The following is a 19,693-nucleotide window of genomic DNA, read 5'->3' on the forward strand; positions in this document are numbered from 1 at the left end:
TAGAACCGTCCCTGCGCTCTTTTTTTTGGAAAAAAGTTATATTGACCAAAAATGGTGGGAATATAAGGAGAGCCGGAGAAAATCAGGAGAAGGAAGGGCGGAAAATGGAAAAGCAAACTATTTTATTTAATCTTGACGATACACTAGCCTATTGTAATAGATATTTTAACCAAGTTATAGGAATGTTTGTAGATCAAATGACCACATGGTTTGACTCTTTAACAAGAGAAGAAATTAGACAGAAACAACTTGAAATAGATTTAGAAGCCATTTCAGCGCACGGTTTAAGATCAGATCGTTTTCCTGAGTCCTTTGTTAATTCGTATTATTACTTTTGTGACTTAACAGGAAAAGAAAAGAAGAAATCTAATATCGAATTTTTAAGAGAATTGGGTTTTAAGGTATTTAAAATTCCTGTAGAACCTCTTCCTTTTATGAATGAAACACTGAAACGCCTAAAAGATGAAGGGCACGAATTGTATTTGCACACAGGTGGAGATGAGGCTAATCAACGGAGGAAAATAGCTCAGTTAGAACTCACTACCTATTTTGATCACCGTATCTTTATTTCAGAACATAAAGATACCACCGCATTATCGGATATATTGAAAACAATTGATGCCGATCCGGAAATCACTTGGATGATTGGAAACTCATTAAGAACGGATATCGTGCCAGCACTGGAAAAGGAACTCAATGCGATATATATTCCTGCTGAAATAGAATGGCAATACAACGAAGTGGAAGTAAAGGTGGAGCCTAAAGGGGCATATTTTACATTGAATACACTTAGTGAAGTACCCGATGCAATTGGTCATCACATTTTAAAAGAAGGTAGATTTAAAAATAACTACGATCAGGTTTATGATACTGATTATCGAAAAGAAAAGGAAGACAATCTATTTACATAAAAAGCAGTTCCTTTTCTCAGTCCTATCCAAAACCTAAGTTTAAATTGATTATTTTGTATGTTTCTTGTCTTCTAAACAAAACATATGAAGGTTGGAAAGGAGTGATAAAATGCCAGAAAACAATAAGTCATATGATTTTGTGGGAGAACCTTTAATATCAACTGGAGCTACAGAAGCTGAGTTTAAACACGATACAAAGGAGTCCAAACTCGCAGGCAAGCCTAAAATTGGCGAGAAGATTATTGGAGATGACGGGATAGAAGGACGAATTAGATAGTCCTCATACTAGGCCAGTCATTCATTTATTTACTATTGTTCAGGAGATGAGAAGAATGAAGACTAAGGATAATTTTCTAGAGGGCGCTAAAGTTACAAAAGATAATCAAATATATGGAACACCGGAAAGTAGAAGTAAGAATGGAACGGGCGATTCGCCTAATGATAATGTTGGTAAGAATAAATCTGGACGTAACCGATAGACTAACAGTTAAGAATATTTTGGCAGTGTATTTCCTTTACGTGTCACAGTGATTCTTGAAAAATCTTGAATAAAGGATGTTCCATATTTCTTGAAGTGTATTAACTGTATATATGTTTAAATTTAATTGGCGGGGGGCTTTACTAATATTTGAGTAAAGCTCTTTTTAATTTTAATCTGGTGAACAAACAGGGTGGGTCAAATTTAAGGACAGTAACTCCATATGAGAACGAAAATAGGGATAAAGAATAATGTTTTGTAACAGTTTTGTAAATTTTGGATGAATTGTAAAAATATATCTTATAATTAGAAGAAAAAACGAAAAAACAACGAGAGGATGTGAGAGGAAATTTATGATGAGATCGATTATGAAGGAGTATACACCTGGAGAGAGGTTAAGAATGAGAAGTATCCCAATGTGGATATCCCTTATCTTCGACACTCCTAACATTTTTAATGTTCCAATCCTTTATAGCTTATTTAACTTTGTGAGAAAACTAGATAACAAAATTAGTATGCAAGGGACAGTGACTTCCCGAATAGATTCCTAATAAGAGGAATAAAGGAGCAGAAAAAACTTCTGGGATCTTTTAACAAATGGAAGGTTCCCCGAACATTTTTTTGGTTTTATGTTGGGAGACGGAATCCTATCAAGAGGAGATGATAAACAATGGCTTTTATCTTATTTGTTTTTCTTTTCACATTTGGCTGCGGTTGGATGGATGCTCGTATTTCTAAAAATGAGACAAAGGGAGTGGAATAATGTTTGCAGGTCATTTCGGATTGGCTGCAGTCGTAAAGGCGAAAGAACCTAAAGTCCCTCTATGGGCATTGATGATCAGCACACAATTACTTGATATCCTTTTTGTCCCTTTGTTTGTGGCTGGAGTGGAATCAATAGAACCAATAGGAAATGGAGAAGGAAAGGAAATCCTTATTCATGCAAATTACACCCACTCTTTAGTGGGAGCCTTATTAATTGTAATGATTGCGGGGTGGCTGGCATGGAAAAGGTGGGGGAAGAGGAGTGGGATTATAATCGCCACTACTGTATTTAGTCATTGGATTCTGGATTTAATCGTACACAGGCCGGATATGCCCATTTTACCAGGGGATTTTGGAAATCTTCCTTTATTAGGATTTGGTCTTTGGAAATGGCCAGTTGCTAGTTTAATAGTGGAGGCAGTTATTATTGGTTTAGGTACTATTCTATATTTTCGTTCAGCCCTTTTAAGAAGCAAAAAAACCTCATCAAGTAATAAGAAAGGTCTAAGAATAGCGATTTTGGCTGGGTCAGTGATGGGAGTGCTACTGATATTATCATTAATTACTGATAATTTAAAATGAAAAATAAGAAAAGTAAGTTTTGACTAGATAGAATGCAGTTGATGGCTGGTCAGCGGCATTTTAATAAATACGCGAAAACTTTTGTACTGCTCCATTATTCATTTGGGATGAGGTGGTTTTACTAATTATGGGATGTTAGCCTTTGGCTATTGCAAGTCAAAGAGAAATCTACTCATCTATTTAAAAGACAAATTGAAAATTGAAGAAAAACAGCAAAATAAGAGATTTAATTAGCATTATTTAAATGATAGCGTTTTTTACGGTGATAAAAGCCAAATTATGTTGTTTTTGAGCTATTTTGGACTTTAACATTTATTACCCTAGGGAGTAATATCATCCTCATAGTAAATAATTTTTATACAGTCTAATCCCGAAAGGGAATGGAGGAACCATTTTTTGGGGGTTATTTCTACAGATTTGTAGAAGGGATGTGAAACTCTTTCGCCATCCTATCCGTCGCTAACTTCGTCGACTAAAGCGAAGGAGGTCAGAAGAACACCTTATGTAAGGTGCTTTTTTTGTGCTCTTTTTAACAATAATAACTATACCTTAACTGTAGCAGTTTCAATATCAGCAGGGGAACTGGCAATTACTTCAGCTTACCCTTCAACTGTGCTGTATATTGCTTTTTTCAATTTTGTTGATTAACCTTAGGTCTTCCCCCCTCTCAGTTGAGAGCATGACAGGAATCTTTAAATCACGCTTATCCGTGATAAAAGGAAGGATAAGGCTTAGCGATGAGGTAAGGTAGGTAAAGATAAAGAAATTCCCGATATTGGATTGGATTCGGAACTAAAAATAGTAAGTGAGAAGATATTTTACGTTTATATCCCTTTTAATAGTTGAATACTAAACAAAAGACTTAATCTATTTATGGTTAAGCTTCTATTAATGGGAGGAAAAAACAGATGAGACTTTATATTGATTCAGCAGATGTAAAACAAATTGCCTACCTAAATGATTATTATCCTATTGCTGGTGTTACAACTAATCCGTCTATTATTGCCAAAGAAAATCGTCCTTACTTAGGGCTACTAAAAGAAATTAGAGAAGTAATTGGCGGGGGAAAGGAATTATTTGTCCAAGTTGTGGGTGATACCACAGAAGAAATGGTTGATGAGGCCAAATTTATTAACCACCAGTTATTAGGCAAGGTAGTTGTTAAGATTCCAGTAACCAAAGAAGGCATTAAAGCCATAAAATTACTTGCAAAAGACAATATTCCCACACTGGGAACAACGATATATACTTCATTTCAAGCACTGATCGCGTCACTGGCAGGTGCAAAATATGTATCACCATATGTGAACCGAATAGATAATTTAACTGAAAACGGTGTTAAGGTGGTTACGGAAATCGCAGAATTATTTTCGGCCTATCAGTTACCAACTGAAATATTAGCCGCCAGTTTTAAAAATGTTCAACAAGTACATGATGTATGTCTTTCTGGAGCACATACAGTAACGGTTGGACCAGATTTAATCGAGAAATTTATCGCATTCCCATCTACTCTTGATGATGTTTTAGTCTTTAAAGAGCAATGGCAAAAAGTATACGGAACGGATAAGACCAGCCTAATTAATTCTTAATATATTTTTTATTGCCAGCGAGCACCTAAGTTTACTGTTCGGGGAATCCGGACAACGATTGAAGGCTATCTCCGGGCATTCCTTAGCATGCTGATAGGGAGGGCAGTTACATTTGCGATTTAGTACAGTTCACAAACATTAATTCATACTGTCCCTTTGTTTGTGGCTGGAGTGGAAACGATAGAACCAATAGGAAATGGAGAAGGAAAGGTAATACTCATTCATGCTAATTACACCCACTCTTTAGTATTAGCGTTGCTTATTGTAATGATTGCGGGGTGGCTGGCGTGGAGAACGTGGGGGAAGATGAGAGGGATTGTAATCGCCGCGACTGTATTGAGTCATTGGATTCTGGATTTAATCCTACACCGGCCGGAAATGCCCATTTTCCAGGGGATTTTGGAAATCTTCCTTTATTAGGATTTGGTCTTTGGAAATGGCCCATTGCTAGTTTAATTCTGGAGGCAGTTATTATTGGTTTAGGTGCTATTCTATATTTTCGTTCACCCCTTTCAAGAAGCAAAAAAACCTCATCAATTAATAAGAAAGGTCTAAGAATAGCCATTTTGGCGGGGTCTGTGATGGGAGTATTACTGATATTATCATTAATTACTGATAATTTAAAATGAAAAATAAGTATATTAAGTTTTGACATGATAGAATGCAGTTGATGGCTGGTAAGCTGCATTTTAATAAATACACGAAAACTTTTGTACTGCTCCATTATTCATTTGGGGATGAGATGGTTTTACTAATTATAGGATGTTAGCCTTTTATTAACTCTGTTCATTTCAAGTCAAAGAGAAATCTTCTGATTTATTTTTAAAACAAATTAAAAATTTAAGAAAAACAGCAAAATAATGAGATTTAATTAGCATTATTTAAATGAAAGCGTTTTTTACCGTGATTATAGCCAAATTAAGTTGTTTTTGAGCTATTTTGGACTTTTACATTTATTACCCTTGGGAGTAATATCATCCTCATAGCAAATAATCTTATACAGTCTAATCCCGAAAGGGAACGGAGGAACCATTTTTTTGGGGTTAATTCTACAAATTTGTAGAAGGGATGTGAAACTCTTTCGCCATCCTACCCGTCAGCTAACTTCGTCGGCTAAAGCGAAGGAGGTCAAAAGACCACCTGATGAAAGGTGCTTTTTTTGTGCTCTTTTTACAAGAAAAGCCTTCTCATGATTTTGAGGTCTTTTTTTGTTTGCAAAAAATAAAAGGGAGAAAAAGGAAGCTAAAAAATGAACTCTTTGAATATAAAAAAGCCTATGATAAGTGATACATTTTGAAATGTTGGTTTCATTACTGCAGTAATAAAGATTTTAATGATTATTCTAACTTAAGAATACAGATTTTCATGTTTTTTTAATTTCTGGAAATACTGATTATGTAAGGAATAGGGGGGATTAAAAATTGAACCAATCTCTTAGGGCTTTAAAGGAAAAAGTTTTTTTAAAAAATAACGCTGTTCAAACTTATTTTGGGATAGTGAATAAGCAACTGGATATATTTACAATGCGTTATAGGATGTTTGGTGCTGTCTGGAATATACAAAATGGTTTCAGATATATAAACGGTTACTGGTTTAGTGATAATAAGAACGATTTAATTAACTATATTAATTGTGGTCAATGGAAAAACCTTGTAAATCAAGTAGATCAAATTGCTGATGTTTATCAAGTCATTCGAGAGGAACAGGAAAAAGGACTTTGGGAAAAACGAATTAAATTACCTAATAATACAAATTATCAAGAAAATTGGAAAGGGAAAAAAGCAGGGTGGTATATCATAAAATCATGCAAACACTTTCCTTGTTCAATGACATGTATTCAAAAAACAAATAATTCCCTTTGGATTGAGCATATTGGTATTAGTGAATCGGAAAATGATATAAAAAAGTTCATTAATCTTATCAATTTAGAACATAATGTTCATCTCATTTCAGATGAATACTCTACTTAATTCATTGGGGTTTTTTTTATTTATAAAAAAAGAACCTATATTCAGGGGGAAGAATTAATGACATTTAAAAGGATATTATTTGGGCGACCATTAAAATCAGAAGAAGCAGAAGCAGAAAAAATGCCGATTTGGAAGGCATTACCTATTTTATCTTCAGATGCTCTTTCTTCAGTAGCATATGGTACAGAAATGATTCTACTTGAACTTGCAACTGTTGGTGCATTTGCGTTCTCTTTTTCATTACCTATTGCTATTGCAATCATTTTATTAATTACAATTCTTATTATCAGTTATAGACAAGTTATCGATGCGTATCCTCAAGGCGGAGGAGCCTATATGGTCGCAAAAGAAAATTTGGGAATGATTTGGGGGCGTTTAGCAGGTGTTTCATTACTCATTGACTATACATTAACAGTAGCAGTTTCTATATCAGCAGGGGTACTGGCAATTACCTCAGCTTACCCTTCTGCTTTGCCGTATGTAGTCCCTATTGGTCTTGTTTTTATTTGGTTTATGGTTTGGATGAATCTTAGAGGAACATCTGAATCTGGTAATGTTTTTGCTTTACCTACCTATTTGTTTATTATTTGCATGTTAATCTTAGTAGGGAAAGGTTTTTTCGACTGGCTAACGGGAACAGGTCAGGCAACTTCCCATCCTTCTATTCCTACAGAATTACCAGCAAGTTTAACTTGGTTCATTTTGCTAAAAGCATTTTCTTCGGGGTGTTCAGCGGTTACAGGAGTTGAAGCAATCTCTAATGCTGTACCGTACTTTCGGAATCCTTCCCAAAAGAATGCGAAACTAACAATGCTAACATTAGGGGTATTGTTGGCTGTAATATTTGGTGGAGTAACTATGCTTTCACAAGTCTATAATATTCAACCAGACCCGACAGGAGCAAAATCGGTATTATCTTTGGTTGCAGAAGATGCGTTTGGGCGTGGTGCGTTTTATTATATTATTCAGCTTGCAACTATGTCGATATTGGTATTAGCGGCAAATACCAGCTTTAATGGATTTCCGATTTTAGCATCGATAATGGCTCAGGATAAAAATATGCCACGAATGTTTAGTAATCGAGGAGAACGTTTAGCTTTTAACTATGGAATAGTCACACTGGGAATATTAGCAAGTGTTTTATTAATTGTATTTCGTGGCAGAACTGAAGCTTTAATACCACTTTATGCTATTGGTGTTTTCTTATCTTTTACTCTGGCACAAATTGGTCTTGTCTTGAAATGGTGTAAAGATAAATCACAAGGATGGCAAAGAAAAGCAATTATCAATGGAATAGGTGGAGTTGTAACTTTCTTTGTTGTAATCATTTTTAGTATCACTAAATTTGAAGAAGGTGCTTGGATTGTAATCATCATAACACCTTTATTATTATGGTTAATCACAAAAATTAGCAAACACTATGATAATGTAGCTGATCAATTAAGATTTGACTTAAGCGAGCCTGTTCCAAATGTGGAAACGGTTGTAATTGTACCAGTGGCTGGTATCCATAAGGTGGTTGTATCCACCATTTCGTATGCAAAATCTCTTACCCCGGATGTTGTAGCTTTTTATGTTGCTTTTTCACCTGAGGATGCGAAAAAAATGGAGGCCAAATGGGAAATATGGAATCCAGGTGTTAGATTAGTGGTTGTGGTATCACGGTACCGTACATTGATAAAGCCATTAATTGATTTTATTAAACGAGCAGAGAACCGTTACGGTAACCAAAAGAGAATAACTGTCCTATTACCTGAATTTATTACCCATAAGTGGTGGCATCGCCTTTTACACAATCAATCAGCATTTCGTATTCGCACTTTACTTTTGAAGAGAAAAGACGTTGTGGTTTCGACAGTTCCATTTCATTTAAAAGATTAATCTTCAACCTAATATATAAAAAGTCCAATGATTTCATTGGGCTTTTTATATATTTTTTTATTGTTAATAGGAGTTAAAAGGGTCGATATAGGCGAAAATAAGCATATAAATGTATTAAGGAGTGATGAAAAATGGAAAATGTTTGTAATGTTTGTGGGTATAATGAAGAAGATATTGAAAAAGATAAAGAAAAAACAGTTTTACTAATTTGTGATAATTGTTTAAGAAGTGAAAATCTCCCCGATTTTTTAGACAAAATCTTCCTTAATTAAAAAAACTTTTTGATTACGCTTAGATAAAGAAAAACAATAAATAAGTGTTTTTCTATAATAGAAGTAAACAAATAAATGCAAAATACCCATTCTAATACCCAAATAACTTTCTTCCAAGGGGGGGACATAGCTACAATCGATCTCCCTCGTAAATAGACGACTGAATAAATTTCATTTTTATTTCACAATAATTTCTGGCTTGTTCGTTTATAATTAATATTGGAAATATTTATTATATGTTTATTTGTGAAATATTGAACAAACTTTCGAGGAGGACGGGCTATGAATTATCGTCATTTATTTGAAAAAGGAAGAATTGGGAGTTTAACCTTGAAGAACAGAATTGTCATGCCTCCAATGGGAACCAATCTGGCTGGTCCTAGATTCATCATGGCGGAAGACAAGCAAGTTCGCTACTGAATGGTGGGAACCAAATCGTAGCCCCGAGTCCAGTTACTTGTGCAATGATTGGAGAAGAACCAAGAGAACTACTGACTGCAGAAGTGAAGGAATTAGTGAATAAATTTGTAAGGGCTGCTGTTAGATGTAAGTCCGCTGGTGTCGACGGTGTAGAAGTGCACGCTGCTCACGGTTATTTAATTAACCAGTTCCTAAGCCCGTATACAAACTTACGAACAGATGAATATGGTGGAAGCTTTGAAAATAGAATCAGATTTTTAGAGGAAATTATCATTGGCATTAGGGAAAAATGTGGTGAGGATTACCCGGTTACGGTCCGATTAAGTGCAGATGAGTTTGTTGATGGAGGAATTGACTTAGAATTAAGTAAGAACATTTCTCGATATTTAGAAAAACTTGGTGTAGACGGACTTCATATTAGTGCCGGAAACTATGATTCTATGGATAAAGTCATAGAGTCTTCAATATATGAACAAGGCTGGAGAGTTTACCTTGCAGAGGAAATTAAAAAAGAAGTTAACATCCCTGTGATTACTGTTGGGGTAATTAGGGAACCTGAGTTTGCTGAATCCGTTTTAGCAGAGGGGAAAGCCGACTTTGTTGCCATTGGGCGTGGGCAAATTGCAGATCCTGAATGGGCTAAGAAAACATTAGAGGGCCGAGAAAAAGAAATAAGGAAATGTATTTCCTGCCTAAATTGTGTCAAAATGGCATTAGGTAATGGCCATATTGAGTGCTCAGTCAACATAAGTGCAGGCCGAGAACTAGAGTTTAAGGAAATCAAACCGATTGATGAAAAACGCAATGTGGCAGTCGTTGGTGGTGGCCCAGGTGGAATGGAAGCGGCTAGAATTCTTACATTAAAAGGGTATGATGTTACGATTTTTGAAAAAGATGATAAACTCGGTGGACAATTGAACCTAGTGAAACAACCAATCGCTAAGGAGAAAATGGATTGGATTATTCAATATCATAGCAATGAAATGGACCGATTAAATATTGATGTTCGCCTAAATACAGAGGCTTCCATTGAGGCTATCAAGGCAATCAATCCTTATGCTGTTTTCTTAGCGACAGGTGCAAAACCAATTTTGCCGGATTTAGAGGGTATTAACCTTGAGAATGTATGTGATTATGAAGATGTTTTATTGGATCGAAAGGATTTTTCAGACAAAAAAATCGTTGTAGTGGGTAGTGGAATGGTTTGTTACAGTGTAACTAGCCAGCTTGCCAAACAGAGAAATGAAGTGACTTTGATTGAAGTACCTACCGAGACTGGTAGCAAAGTAACACCACCTACAAGAGAGCTGTTATTGAATCGACTAAAAAAGGCCAATATTGATATTATCACAGATCAAAGAGTAGCAAAAATTCTTCCGAATTCAATCATTGTTGAGGATGGAAAATCAGGGAATCAGAGGGTAATTGATGTAGATCATGTTGTGTTCTCCATGGGAACACAGGCCTACAATCCTTTAGAAGAGTCCTATCAAAACCATTTTGACAATGTATTTGTTTTAGGTGATGCCGAAAATCCTGGTTCCATTACAAATGCCATAAAAGAGGGATTTGAAAAAGCATTTGTCATTGAATCACTCGTTACAAATAAACATGTATAAGGGATGGGCTTTACTTCTTTTGGAGTAAAGCCCTTTTTAATTTAACTCTGGTAAACTATTATTATATGATAGTAGAATAATTTTTAAGTAATCACAAATATATTTGCAGTATTAACAAAAAGAAAGGCTGATTAGATGCACTTTGATTTAGATCCATCGTTATTAATCATTTTGATTGTTTTTGGCTTTTTAGCGGCATTTATTGATTCTGTTGTTGGTGGTGGTGGGCTCATTACCTTACCAGCGTTGCTTTTTACGGGTCTGACGCCAGCATCAGCTGTTGCTACGAATAAATTAGCTGGGTCAGTCGGCTCCTTTACCAGTACGATTATGTTTTATCGTTCAGGTAAGCTCAATTTATCGTCCGTTTATAAGCTATTTCCACTCGTCTTTATTGGCTCGATGATGGGTGCTTGGACCGTCCATTTGATGAATCCTGAAGTGCTAAAGCCATTGATGCTTGTTATGCTTGCAATTGTGGCCATTTATACCATATTCAAGAAAGATTGGGGCAGTATTTCAACCTATAAAAAATTAGCAAACCGCCATCTTATTATTTTTATCATGCTTATCTTTGTTATAGGGTTCTATGATGGATTTATCGGTCCCGGCACAGGGTCATTCTTAATTTTTACTTTTTTAATGATTGGCTTTGATTTTTTAGAGGCTGCCGGGAATGCGAAGTTTTTAAACTTTGGTAGTAATATTGCAGCATTGTTGATGTTCATGTTCTTAGGACAAATCAATTATGCCTATGGTATACCGATGGGTCTTGCGCAGATTGCGGGAGCGATTTGTGGCTCGAAATTTGCGATTAAACGCGGAAGTGGCTATGTCCGCGCACTGTTTATATTAGTCACCATTTTATTGTTAGCAAAAAATGTTTATAATTATTTTTACTAATGAAGGAGAATGGTGTAACAGAAGAAATTCACAACCTATTCAAACATAGATGCACCATTATTAGGTAATTCGCACTATAAAATGATGATCAATAACAAACAACCGCAAGCCCTTCATTATGTAAGGCTTGCGGTTGTTTTTTTACATGTAAGCAAAATCAACAATGAACTTTAATACAGCCCTTATTATCATATTTCCGGGAATTTTCTGTTAGATATATACATTAGGTTGGTTTAATAAGTTATTTTCCAAAATTCGTAAAAATTAAAATATACACTTAACATAAATGGTAGTACTATTATATTGACAATATAATTTGTGGTTTCTTTAACATTTTTTATATTAAATTATGAAACGTTAGGAATCATTTATACTCTTACGATTAGAGAGAGGACTTACATACTCAAATTCTATAAAAATTAATAAATTGTTACTCTTTTTAACCTTACATATAAAGTCTGGGAAGATTAAGAAAATCGCTATGAGCATAAAAATGTATGTTATTAAGATTCTAAAAAGTTTATACACGGGGGAACTTTAAAATGGATGCAAAAAAAGAGTTTGAGGATGTAGAGCAAACCATATCTAAATTGGTTCCAAGTCAAGTATTTGAACAATTACATACAAAAGAAGAGGGGTTAACGACAAAAGAAGCAAAAAATAGGTTAGAACAGTACGGTAAAAACACTATTAAAGAGAAACAAGGAAAACCTCTCTATTTACAATTTCTAGCCAACTTTACTAGTATGATGGCTATTCTTCTATGGATAAGTGGCGCTATTGCCTTTTTTGCTCAGATGCCGGAACTGGGTATAGCCGTGTGGTGTGTCAATATTATTAATGGGATATTTAGTTTTATTCAAGAATTTCGTGCTGGTAAAGCAACAGAGGCATTAAAAGGAATGCTCTCCTCCTACGCCCGTGTCATTCGGGATGGACAGGAAGTACAAATTCTAACGGATGATCTTGTTCCAGGAGATGTGATGTTGGTTGAAGAAGGCGACAAAATATCTGCCGATGCGCGACTAGTTAGAGCAAGCGAATTACAAATTAATCAATCTGCCTTAACAGGTGAATCGAATCCCGTAAGAAAATTTTCCGATGCGATTCTTCGAGATGATTTAACAAGCTTTGAAACCTCCAATTTAATTTTTACAGGGAGTACCGTCTCCACTGGTTCTGGACAAGCTGTTGTTATAAAGACCGGTATGGATACTGAATTTGGAAAAATCGCTAAATTAACTCAAAATGTTACACATGAATTAAGTCCTCTACAAAAAGAACTAAATCGGTTGACGAAACAAATTTCAATTATTGCCCTAGCATTCGGTGTGGCCTTCTTTTTAATGGCAATATTCTTTGTAAAAAACCCAATTGCGGAATCGTTTATTTTTGCACTAGGGATAATTGTTGCTTTTATTCCAGAAGGCTTATATCCAACTGTTACACTTTCATTAGCAAAGGGCGTACAACGGATGGTAAAGAAAAATGCCCTGGTTAAACATCTTTCTTCGGTTGAGACTTTGGGTTGTACTACTGTTATTTGTACAGATAAAACCGGAACTTTAACCCAAAACGAAATGACCGTCAACCATATATGGTTGCCAGACAGAGAATTAGAAGTCACAGGTACTGGATATGCTCCAGAAGGAAAAATATTGGATAATGGTCAAGCCATTTCAGTAGAATCAAGCTCAGCGTTAAAATTAATCGTAACAGCTGCAAGTCTTTGCATTAATGCTAGAGTTGTAGCACCCAGTGAAGAAAATTCACGTTTTACTGTTCTGGGTGACCCGACAGAGGCATGTTTGGGAGTGGCTGCCGAAAAAGCAGGGATTCATATTGAATATTTACAAAAAGAACTGCCACGAATTCGTGAATTGCATTTTGATTCAAGAAGGAAAAGAATGACAACCATTCATCAATTAAGTCAACCAATAAATGAAAAGAATCGCGTCGCCTATACAAAGGGATCTCCAAAAGAATTGATCGATTTGTGTGATACAGTATTTATCAATGGAACCGTCTCACCATTAGCAGATGACATCAAATTAAGTGCAATGGCAGCTAATGATGAGTATGCTCGCTCAGGGTTGCGCGTTTTAGCTTTAGCTGTCCGTTACATTGGTAAAGATGACAAGGATATCCCCGCTAATTTAAGCTCTTATACTCCGGAGAATATCGAACAAAAGATGACATTTATTGGATTAGTAGTTATGGCTGATCCACCTCGTCCTGAAGTAACTGATGCTGTAGCAGAAGCCCACAAAGCAGGGATTCGTATTGTCATGATTACTGGTGATTATGGATTAACCGCCGAAAGTATTGCAAAAAGAATCGGCATTGTTGAAGGCGATCATCCACGTGTGATATCTGGTATGGAATTGGAAAAAATGTCTGATGATGAGTTAAAAACTGCCTTAAATGGGGAAATCATTTTTGCCCGTGTGGCTCCAGAGCAAAAGTATCGAGTGGTGGATAATTTGCAACAAATGGGAGAAATTGTTGCTGTTACCGGTGATGGTGTCAATGATGCGCCAGCTTTAAAGAAAGCAGACATTGGTGTCGCGATGGGGATATCTGGTACGGATGTTGCAAAAGAAGCAGCCGATATGATATTAACTGATGATAATTTTGCGTCTATTGTGAATGCGGTTGAACAAGGCCGTGCGGTATATAACAATATTCGGAAATTTTTACTATATATATTAAATAGCAATATGGCTGAAGCTGTTCCATCTGTGTTTTTCTTGTTTTCAAAAGGGATTATACCTTTGCCATTAACAATTATGCAAATTTTATTCATAGACTTAGGTACAGATTTAGTTCCCGGATTAGGATTAGGCTCCGAGGAACCGGAGAAAGGGACTATGAGCAAACCTCCGAGAAACTTGCATGAGTCTTTATTGAATAAAAAGATTATTTTAAAAGCCTTCTGTTGGTATGGTGTCCTTGCATCTATTGCCTCGATGTTTTCCTATTTCTTCGTCAACTATATCAATGGATATTCAGCACATGGATGGGCTCCAGTAGGTAGCAACATTTATAATGTAGCTACTACGATGACCCTATCAGCGATTGTTTTCAGTCAAATTGCTGCCGTAATGAATTGTCGTACTGAAAATCAATCTATTTTTAAAAAAGGACTTTGGAAAAATCGAACCATTAACATTGGAATTAGTTTACAAGTACTTTTTCTCGTATTGATTATGTATGTTCCTGCATTACAAGTAGCATTTGGTACAGCACCAATAGGAATGAAAAGTTGGCTCTTCCTATTCTGTATTCCACCGATTGTCTTAGCTTTTGAAGAAATACGAAAAGCTTTTTCCAGAAGGTTAGCTCAAACACAAGTGAAACCATAAAAAAGTGGAAAAGAGTGAAAAAACATGAAAGATATTATTGTTGGATGTAGCCATATGGGGTCTGGTTTAGCTATGAAACTGCAAGAAAAGGGACATGAAGTAACGATAATAGATCGGCAAGAAGATTCTTTTAAGAAAGTACCTAGTGGTTTTTCGGGTCAAACCATTGTCGGATTTGGAATTGATAAGGAAGTCTTAGAAGCTGCTAATATTAATAGGGCTGATGCAGTCGTTACCTGTACAGATAGCGATGAAACAAATGCACTATTAGCCCGTATTGCAAAAAATGAATATGGTGTCCCTCGTGTCATTGCCCGTATATACGATCCGAGGAAAGCAGATATTTATCAAAGTTTTGGGATTCAAACCATATCACCTATCATGTGGGGAATTCAAAGGGTAACCGAATTATTAAGCTATAACCAATTAGATAATGTTTGGGTACCGGAAAATGGGAATGTCGAAATGATAAGAATTGAAACACCACCTTTGCTAATTGGTCATGCTGTACGGGAGTTAGGAAGTGTCGGGGAAATAAAAGTAGTCACAATTGCCCGTGAAAATAATGCTTTTATCCCGGTATCTGGAACCATTTTAGAAGCACATGATGTCCTTTATATTGTAGTCGCCACATCTGCCATCAGTAAGTTAAAGGCAATGTTAGGTTTAGAATAGGGGGAGAATACCATGCATGTCATTATAATCGGTGGAGGTCAAGCAGGATCTCATATCGGACACTTATTGTTAGAAAATGATATCAACATTAAAATTATTGAAAACCGAGAATTACTTTTTGAAAAATTAAAAAAGGATTTTTCTGAAGATATCGCTATTTTGGGCAGTGGTACTGACCCAACCACTTTGGAACTGGCAGGAATTGAATCTGCCGATGTATTAGTAGCTGTGACTGGCAGTGATGAAGTAAATCTAGTAGCTGCTACAATCGGTAAGTTCGAATTTGCTATCCCTCGGGTGGTAGCACGGGTAAACAATCCCCGTAATGCATGGCTATATGATAGTAATATGGGGGTTGATGTGGCTATCAATCAATCAGAATTAATCGCACAAATGGTAGTTGAAGAGATGGATATGGAGAATATATCAACTTTAATGAAATTAAATCGTGGCAGCTTGTCGATTGCTAAGGTTACCGTTAATTCCAAATCAAACGCGGTTTCAAAGGCAATAAAAGAACTTAATATTCCTTCTAATTGTGTCTTAATCGCCATTTTACGTAAGGAGGATGAGGTCATCATTCCTCGGGGAGATACCGTTATTGAACCAAATGATTATATTCTTCTTTTAGCAGATGAAAGTACGGAAAAAGTGATCAATGATATATTTTCAGTGGGATAATCTAAAATAGCCTATGTAGTTTATTAGGACTTTTCGAAAAAGTAATGTAAAAAGAGGTTGAGCAAAAATCTGACTTTTGCTCAGCCTCCATTTTTCTATTTTTAGTTAAATAAACACAAAAATCGGTTAAAAAAACGTTTTAGGAATAAAAAAAGCTTAAAAAATTTTCATTTTTATTAGATTATTCATCATAAAAACACGTTACTTGTATAAAGGTTATCTTTATTTTAGATATATGCTCGACTTTCGAAATATATGCTCGACTGCTAGGATATATGCTCGACTTTCAGGATATATGCTAGTCAGTCTTGCAACCTTTACTTTCTTAACGAAAAAGAGCAACGGCTATTTTTCAGTCGTTGCTCTAATAAGTGGCTGAGCTTGAAAAGTATTGCTGACTTTCTCACTTAGGCCATATTAGCATATTGTTATATTATGTCTGGTTGTTCTTCCTTTTCCATTGCTCTAATTGATTCTGCAACTTTTACCATCATCGAACATTCAATTCTCTTACGGAAGATGTCACAACTAAAGTCGTAAGTCCCGTTGAGGGAGCCGGTTGCATGGAGCGCGTTGGCAGGGCAGCCCCCACTGCAGTAGAGCTTTGCCCAGCAATCCTGGCATTCTGGTTTCGAGTAGCAGTTGTTCTCTTTAAATTGACATTGTGTCTCTGGTTTGGTGATTCCATCCCAAATGTTTCCCATGCTGTATTCTTGATCCCCGACAAACTGATGGCATGGGAAGAGCTCGCCCCATGGTGTGACAGCAAGATATTCGGTTCCTGAGCCGCAACCGTTTAGTCTTTTTTGAATGCAAGGGCCTTCAGAAAGGTCAAGCATGTAATGGTAGAAGGTAAAGCCATTGCCGTTTTCCTCGCGTTTGATCATTTCGTTTGCGAGTATCTCATACTGATTATAAATCTCAGGGAGGTCTTTCTCAGTGAGCGCATATGGTTCCCGAGGGTCACAGATAACCGGCTCCATCGAGAGTTTATCGAAACCAAGGTCAGCAATGTGAAAAATGTCATTAGTGAAGTCAACATTGTTATGGGTATAGGTTCCACGTACATAATATTCTTTGTCCCCACGCTTTTCGACGAATTCCTGGAACTTTGGAACGATATGGTCGTAGCTCCCCTTACCATTAACCGTTTTGCGAAGGCGGTCATGGACCTCTTTTCTACCATCAAGACTTAATACGACATTGTACATTTCCTTATTTAAGAATTCGGTGACCTCATCGTTAAGGAGCATGCCATTTGTTGTGAAGGTGAAGCGGAAAGTCTTTTTGTACTCTGTTTCTTTGCTTCTTGCGTATGCGACAATTTGCTTGACAACGTTCCAGGCCATAAGTGGTTCTCCACCGAAGAAGTCGATATCGAGGTTTCGGTGATGGCCGGAGTTTTCCAATAGGTAATCGATTGCTCTTTTTCCAACTTCGAAGGTCATGATGGCTCTGTCGCCATTGTATTTTCCTTGGCTGGCAAAGCAGTATTCACATGATAAGTTACAGGTATGGGCAACATTAAAGCAGAGTGCTTTTAGATGAGTCTGGCGCTTTTTTAAATCAATTGATAGATTTTTAAACTCATCTTCAGTAAAGAGCTGCCCATCATTTTTAAGCTCCTCAACTGCTGCGATGGTTTCTCGAATTTCCTTCTCGGAAATGCTGGAATCATTTTGGTATTTTTCCATCATCACTGTCACGATTTTTTCCACAGGAGTATTCTCGTAATACGCGATGATTTCATAGGCGAGGTCATCGACAACATGCACGCCTCCACTGTATGTGTCGAGCACGATGTTGTAACCGTTTAATTTATATTGATGTATCATAATTAATAATCAAGCTCCTTCTCAACAAAAAATTGCCGCCCATCTGATCACAGTTGGGCGGTGAATTTCTTGTTTCTTAGTGATTCAATGTGTTTTCACATTTCTGATTTGCTACTCCGCAAGAAGTTTTGCAGGCTGACTGGCAAGATGTCTGGCATGCGCCACATCCACCGTGTTTTACGGTATCAACTAATTTGCGAGTGCTAAGTGTTACGATTCTCTTCATTATGTACTACTCCTTTGAAAATATGTTTTTAAAGAAATAAGAGTCAAATCTCTCAATCTTTAAATATTATGTCAGAATAAGTTTAGCAATACCTCGGGTTCCCGTCAATCATTGCTGGTATTGTAAAAATCCTTTGAACTTTTTCAGCTATTTAGCCAAATAATGTAGTTGGACGAATTGTCCAAATTGCTTTTGTTCCTTTAGCACTAATTTTAATTCTGGGTTATTTTGTTTGAATAGTGGGATGCCTGAGCCAAGTACGATGGGGGACAGGGTTAGAATTATTTCGTCGACTAATTTCTCTTTTATGAATGTGTCTAATAAATCCCCACCACCAACAAGCCAAATGTTTGAACCAGCTTGCATTTTTAAGTTTTTGGTGAAATCAATTACATGATTATTTACAAACTCGACGTGTGGAGCCTGTCTTTTTTCAGAACGAGAAAAAACAAAACAGGTTTTATCGGAATGCGGAAATTTATTTACTAATGTCATTAAGTGGTCATATGTGGCATTTCCCATAATCATTGTGTCAATGGTTTGATAAAATTCCGTAAAGCCGTTGTCTCCTTTGCCTTCAATTACGTCGAGCCAGTCAAGACTCCCGTTTTCTCTAGCAATGTAACCGTCTAAGCTTGCTGCAATAAATAGGACTACTTTTCTTTTTGTATCCATGTCGGACACTCCTTTACGATAATTATATTATGTAAACACTTAAACCATCTATAGCGAAAGTTTAGAACGAACGTTCTGCAAAAATTGCAGTTAGATAAATCTTATTGATATAATAATAGTATGACCCAAGTTTTTCTAAATCAACAGGTGATTAAAAATATTAATAATAAAAGGTGATTAATAAAATGGCAAATTCATTAAATGTTTGTTCCTGGGCACAATCAGATCCAGTTATGAAAGATTATCACGATAAAGAATGGTGCGTACCGAATCATGATGACACATATTTGTTTGAAATGTTGAATCTTGAAGGTGCACAAGCAGGGCTATCTTGGCTTACCATCTTAAAAAAAAGAGAAGGCTATCGTAAAGCCTTTCACCAGTTTGATATAAGCACATGTGCAGTATTGACGGATGCGGAACTGGAGCAAATTGCTATAACAGGTGAAGTAGTACGTCATCGCTTAAAAATAAATGCAGTACGGTCTAACGCAATTGCAACCCAGAAAGTACAGGAAGAGTTTGGAAGTCTTGCAACTTATGTATGGCATTTCACTGACCACGAGCGGAAAATAAATCATTGGGACTCTGTGGGGCAAATGCCCACGCGCAATGATTTATCAGAGATAATCAGTAAAGACATGAAAAAACGTGGGTTTAAATTTGTTGGACCTGTGATTATTTATTCCTATTTACAAGCAGTTGGGATAGTTGATGATCATGTGATAACGTGTCCTTTTCATTCTGAAGCGAGGGACGGTTCTTAAAGAGCGGATTCGGAAGTTTTGCTCAAATGCAAAAGCACTTCATAACATAATGAACTATTAATCTAAGGGGAAATTTATT

General features: G+C 36.3%; 19 protein-coding genes and 2 riboswitches. Of the genes, 16 read left to right on the forward strand and 3 right to left on the reverse strand.

Annotated features, from left to right (window positions below):
• The first annotated feature begins 104 nt into the window (after positions 1-104).
• The 15 genes from B1NLA3E_RS10170 to B1NLA3E_RS10220 all read left to right on the forward strand — a co-directional run bounded on the left by B1NLA3E_RS10170 (position 105) and on the right by B1NLA3E_RS10220 (position 16,111).
• Entirely contained in the window at positions 105-911 is an 807-nt protein-coding gene (locus B1NLA3E_RS10170) for an HAD family hydrolase (RefSeq protein ID WP_083935183.1), read from the forward strand.
• A 109-nt stretch (positions 912-1,020) separates the two neighbouring features.
• Positions 1,021-1,188, forward strand: a complete 168-nt coding sequence (locus B1NLA3E_RS25260; RefSeq protein WP_187292168.1) for a hypothetical protein — start codon at positions 1,021-1,023, stop codon at positions 1,186-1,188.
• 55 nt (positions 1,189-1,243) lie between these two features.
• A complete protein-coding gene (locus B1NLA3E_RS25265) occupies positions 1,244-1,390 on the forward strand; it encodes a hypothetical protein (protein ID WP_187292169.1) in 147 nt (48 codons plus the stop codon).
• Between the two features lie 761 nt (positions 1,391-2,151).
• Positions 2,152-2,736: a metal-dependent hydrolase gene (locus tag B1NLA3E_RS10175; RefSeq protein ID WP_015593754.1), complete on the forward strand. Its 585-nt coding sequence runs from the start codon at positions 2,152-2,154 to the stop codon at positions 2,734-2,736.
• Between the two features lie 351 nt (positions 2,737-3,087).
• Positions 3,088-3,225: riboswitch (cyclic di-AMP (ydaO/yuaA leader) on the forward strand.
• A gap of 419 nt (positions 3,226-3,644) precedes the next feature.
• Positions 3,645-4,325 (forward strand): transaldolase family protein, encoded by a 681-nt coding sequence (locus tag B1NLA3E_RS10180; RefSeq protein ID WP_015593755.1) that lies wholly within the window; start codon positions 3,645-3,647, stop codon positions 4,323-4,325.
• Positions 4,326-4,592: 267 nt separating this feature from the next.
• Entirely contained in the window at positions 4,593-4,745 is a 153-nt protein-coding gene (locus tag B1NLA3E_RS25890) for a hypothetical protein (RefSeq protein ID WP_328285176.1), read from the forward strand.
• Between the two features lie 571 nt (positions 4,746-5,316).
• A riboswitch (cyclic di-AMP (ydaO/yuaA leader) is annotated at positions 5,317-5,455 on the forward strand.
• A 291-nt stretch (positions 5,456-5,746) separates the two neighbouring features.
• Entirely contained in the window at positions 5,747-6,295 is a 549-nt protein-coding gene (locus tag B1NLA3E_RS10190; protein WP_015593757.1) for a hypothetical protein, read from the forward strand.
• Positions 6,296-6,352: 57 nt separating this feature from the next.
• Positions 6,353-8,176: an APC family permease gene (locus B1NLA3E_RS10195; protein WP_015593758.1), complete on the forward strand. Its 1,824-nt coding sequence runs from the start codon at positions 6,353-6,355 to the stop codon at positions 8,174-8,176.
• A 131-nt stretch (positions 8,177-8,307) separates the two neighbouring features.
• Positions 8,308-8,448, forward strand: coding sequence for a hypothetical protein (locus B1NLA3E_RS25270; protein ID WP_187292170.1), 141 nt, complete (start codon positions 8,308-8,310; stop codon positions 8,446-8,448).
• Between the two features lie 282 nt (positions 8,449-8,730).
• The gene (locus tag B1NLA3E_RS25615) at positions 8,731-8,868 is read left to right on the forward strand and encodes a hypothetical protein (RefSeq protein ID WP_236619627.1); all 138 of its coding nucleotides are present in this window, start codon (positions 8,731-8,733) and stop codon (positions 8,866-8,868) included.
• Positions 8,869-8,882: 14 nt separating this feature from the next.
• The gene (locus B1NLA3E_RS10200; RefSeq protein WP_328285177.1) at positions 8,883-10,487 is read left to right on the forward strand and encodes an oxidoreductase; all 1,605 of its coding nucleotides are present in this window, start codon (positions 8,883-8,885) and stop codon (positions 10,485-10,487) included.
• 135 nt (positions 10,488-10,622) lie between these two features.
• Positions 10,623-11,390, forward strand: a complete 768-nt coding sequence (locus B1NLA3E_RS10205) for a TSUP family transporter (protein WP_015593760.1) — start codon at positions 10,623-10,625, stop codon at positions 11,388-11,390.
• A gap of 542 nt (positions 11,391-11,932) precedes the next feature.
• Positions 11,933-14,755 (forward strand): cation-translocating P-type ATPase, encoded by a 2,823-nt coding sequence (locus B1NLA3E_RS10210; RefSeq protein ID WP_015593761.1) that lies wholly within the window; start codon positions 11,933-11,935, stop codon positions 14,753-14,755.
• A 24-nt stretch (positions 14,756-14,779) separates the two neighbouring features.
• Complete coding sequence (locus B1NLA3E_RS10215) at positions 14,780-15,430, forward strand: potassium channel family protein (protein ID WP_015593762.1); 651 nt, start codon at positions 14,780-14,782, stop codon at positions 15,428-15,430.
• A 12-nt stretch (positions 15,431-15,442) separates the two neighbouring features.
• Positions 15,443-16,111: a potassium channel family protein gene (locus B1NLA3E_RS10220; protein WP_015593763.1), complete on the forward strand. Its 669-nt coding sequence runs from the start codon at positions 15,443-15,445 to the stop codon at positions 16,109-16,111.
• A 428-nt stretch (positions 16,112-16,539) separates the two neighbouring features.
• On the opposite strand, the gene scfB is transcribed toward B1NLA3E_RS10220, so the two are convergent.
• The 3 genes from scfB to B1NLA3E_RS10230 form a co-directional block, all read right to left on the reverse strand.
• Positions 16,540-17,946 (reverse strand): thioether cross-link-forming SCIFF peptide maturase, encoded by a 1,407-nt coding sequence (scfB, locus tag B1NLA3E_RS10225; protein ID WP_015593764.1) that lies wholly within the window; start codon positions 17,944-17,946, stop codon positions 16,540-16,542.
• A gap of 76 nt (positions 17,947-18,022) precedes the next feature.
• On the reverse strand, positions 18,023-18,172 hold the full coding sequence (gene scfA, locus B1NLA3E_RS23880) for a six-cysteine ranthipeptide SCIFF (protein WP_015593765.1): 150 nt from the start codon (positions 18,170-18,172) through the stop codon (positions 18,023-18,025).
• 147 nt (positions 18,173-18,319) lie between these two features.
• Positions 18,320-18,847 carry a dihydrofolate reductase family protein gene (locus tag B1NLA3E_RS10230; RefSeq protein ID WP_015593766.1) on the reverse strand — a complete coding sequence of 176 codons (528 nt, stop codon included), beginning with the start codon at positions 18,845-18,847 and terminating at the stop codon, positions 18,320-18,322.
• A gap of 185 nt (positions 18,848-19,032) precedes the next feature.
• Between B1NLA3E_RS10230 and B1NLA3E_RS10235 the strand changes: the two genes are divergently transcribed.
• Positions 19,033-19,614: a DNA-3-methyladenine glycosylase I gene (locus B1NLA3E_RS10235; protein ID WP_041580450.1), complete on the forward strand. Its 582-nt coding sequence runs from the start codon at positions 19,033-19,035 to the stop codon at positions 19,612-19,614.
• The last annotated feature ends 79 nt before the right edge of the window (positions 19,615-19,693 follow it).

Source organism: Bacillus sp. 1NLA3E (genome assembly GCF_000242895.2).
Taxonomy (GTDB): Bacteria; Bacillota; Bacilli; order Bacillales; family Cytobacillaceae; genus Bacillus_BU.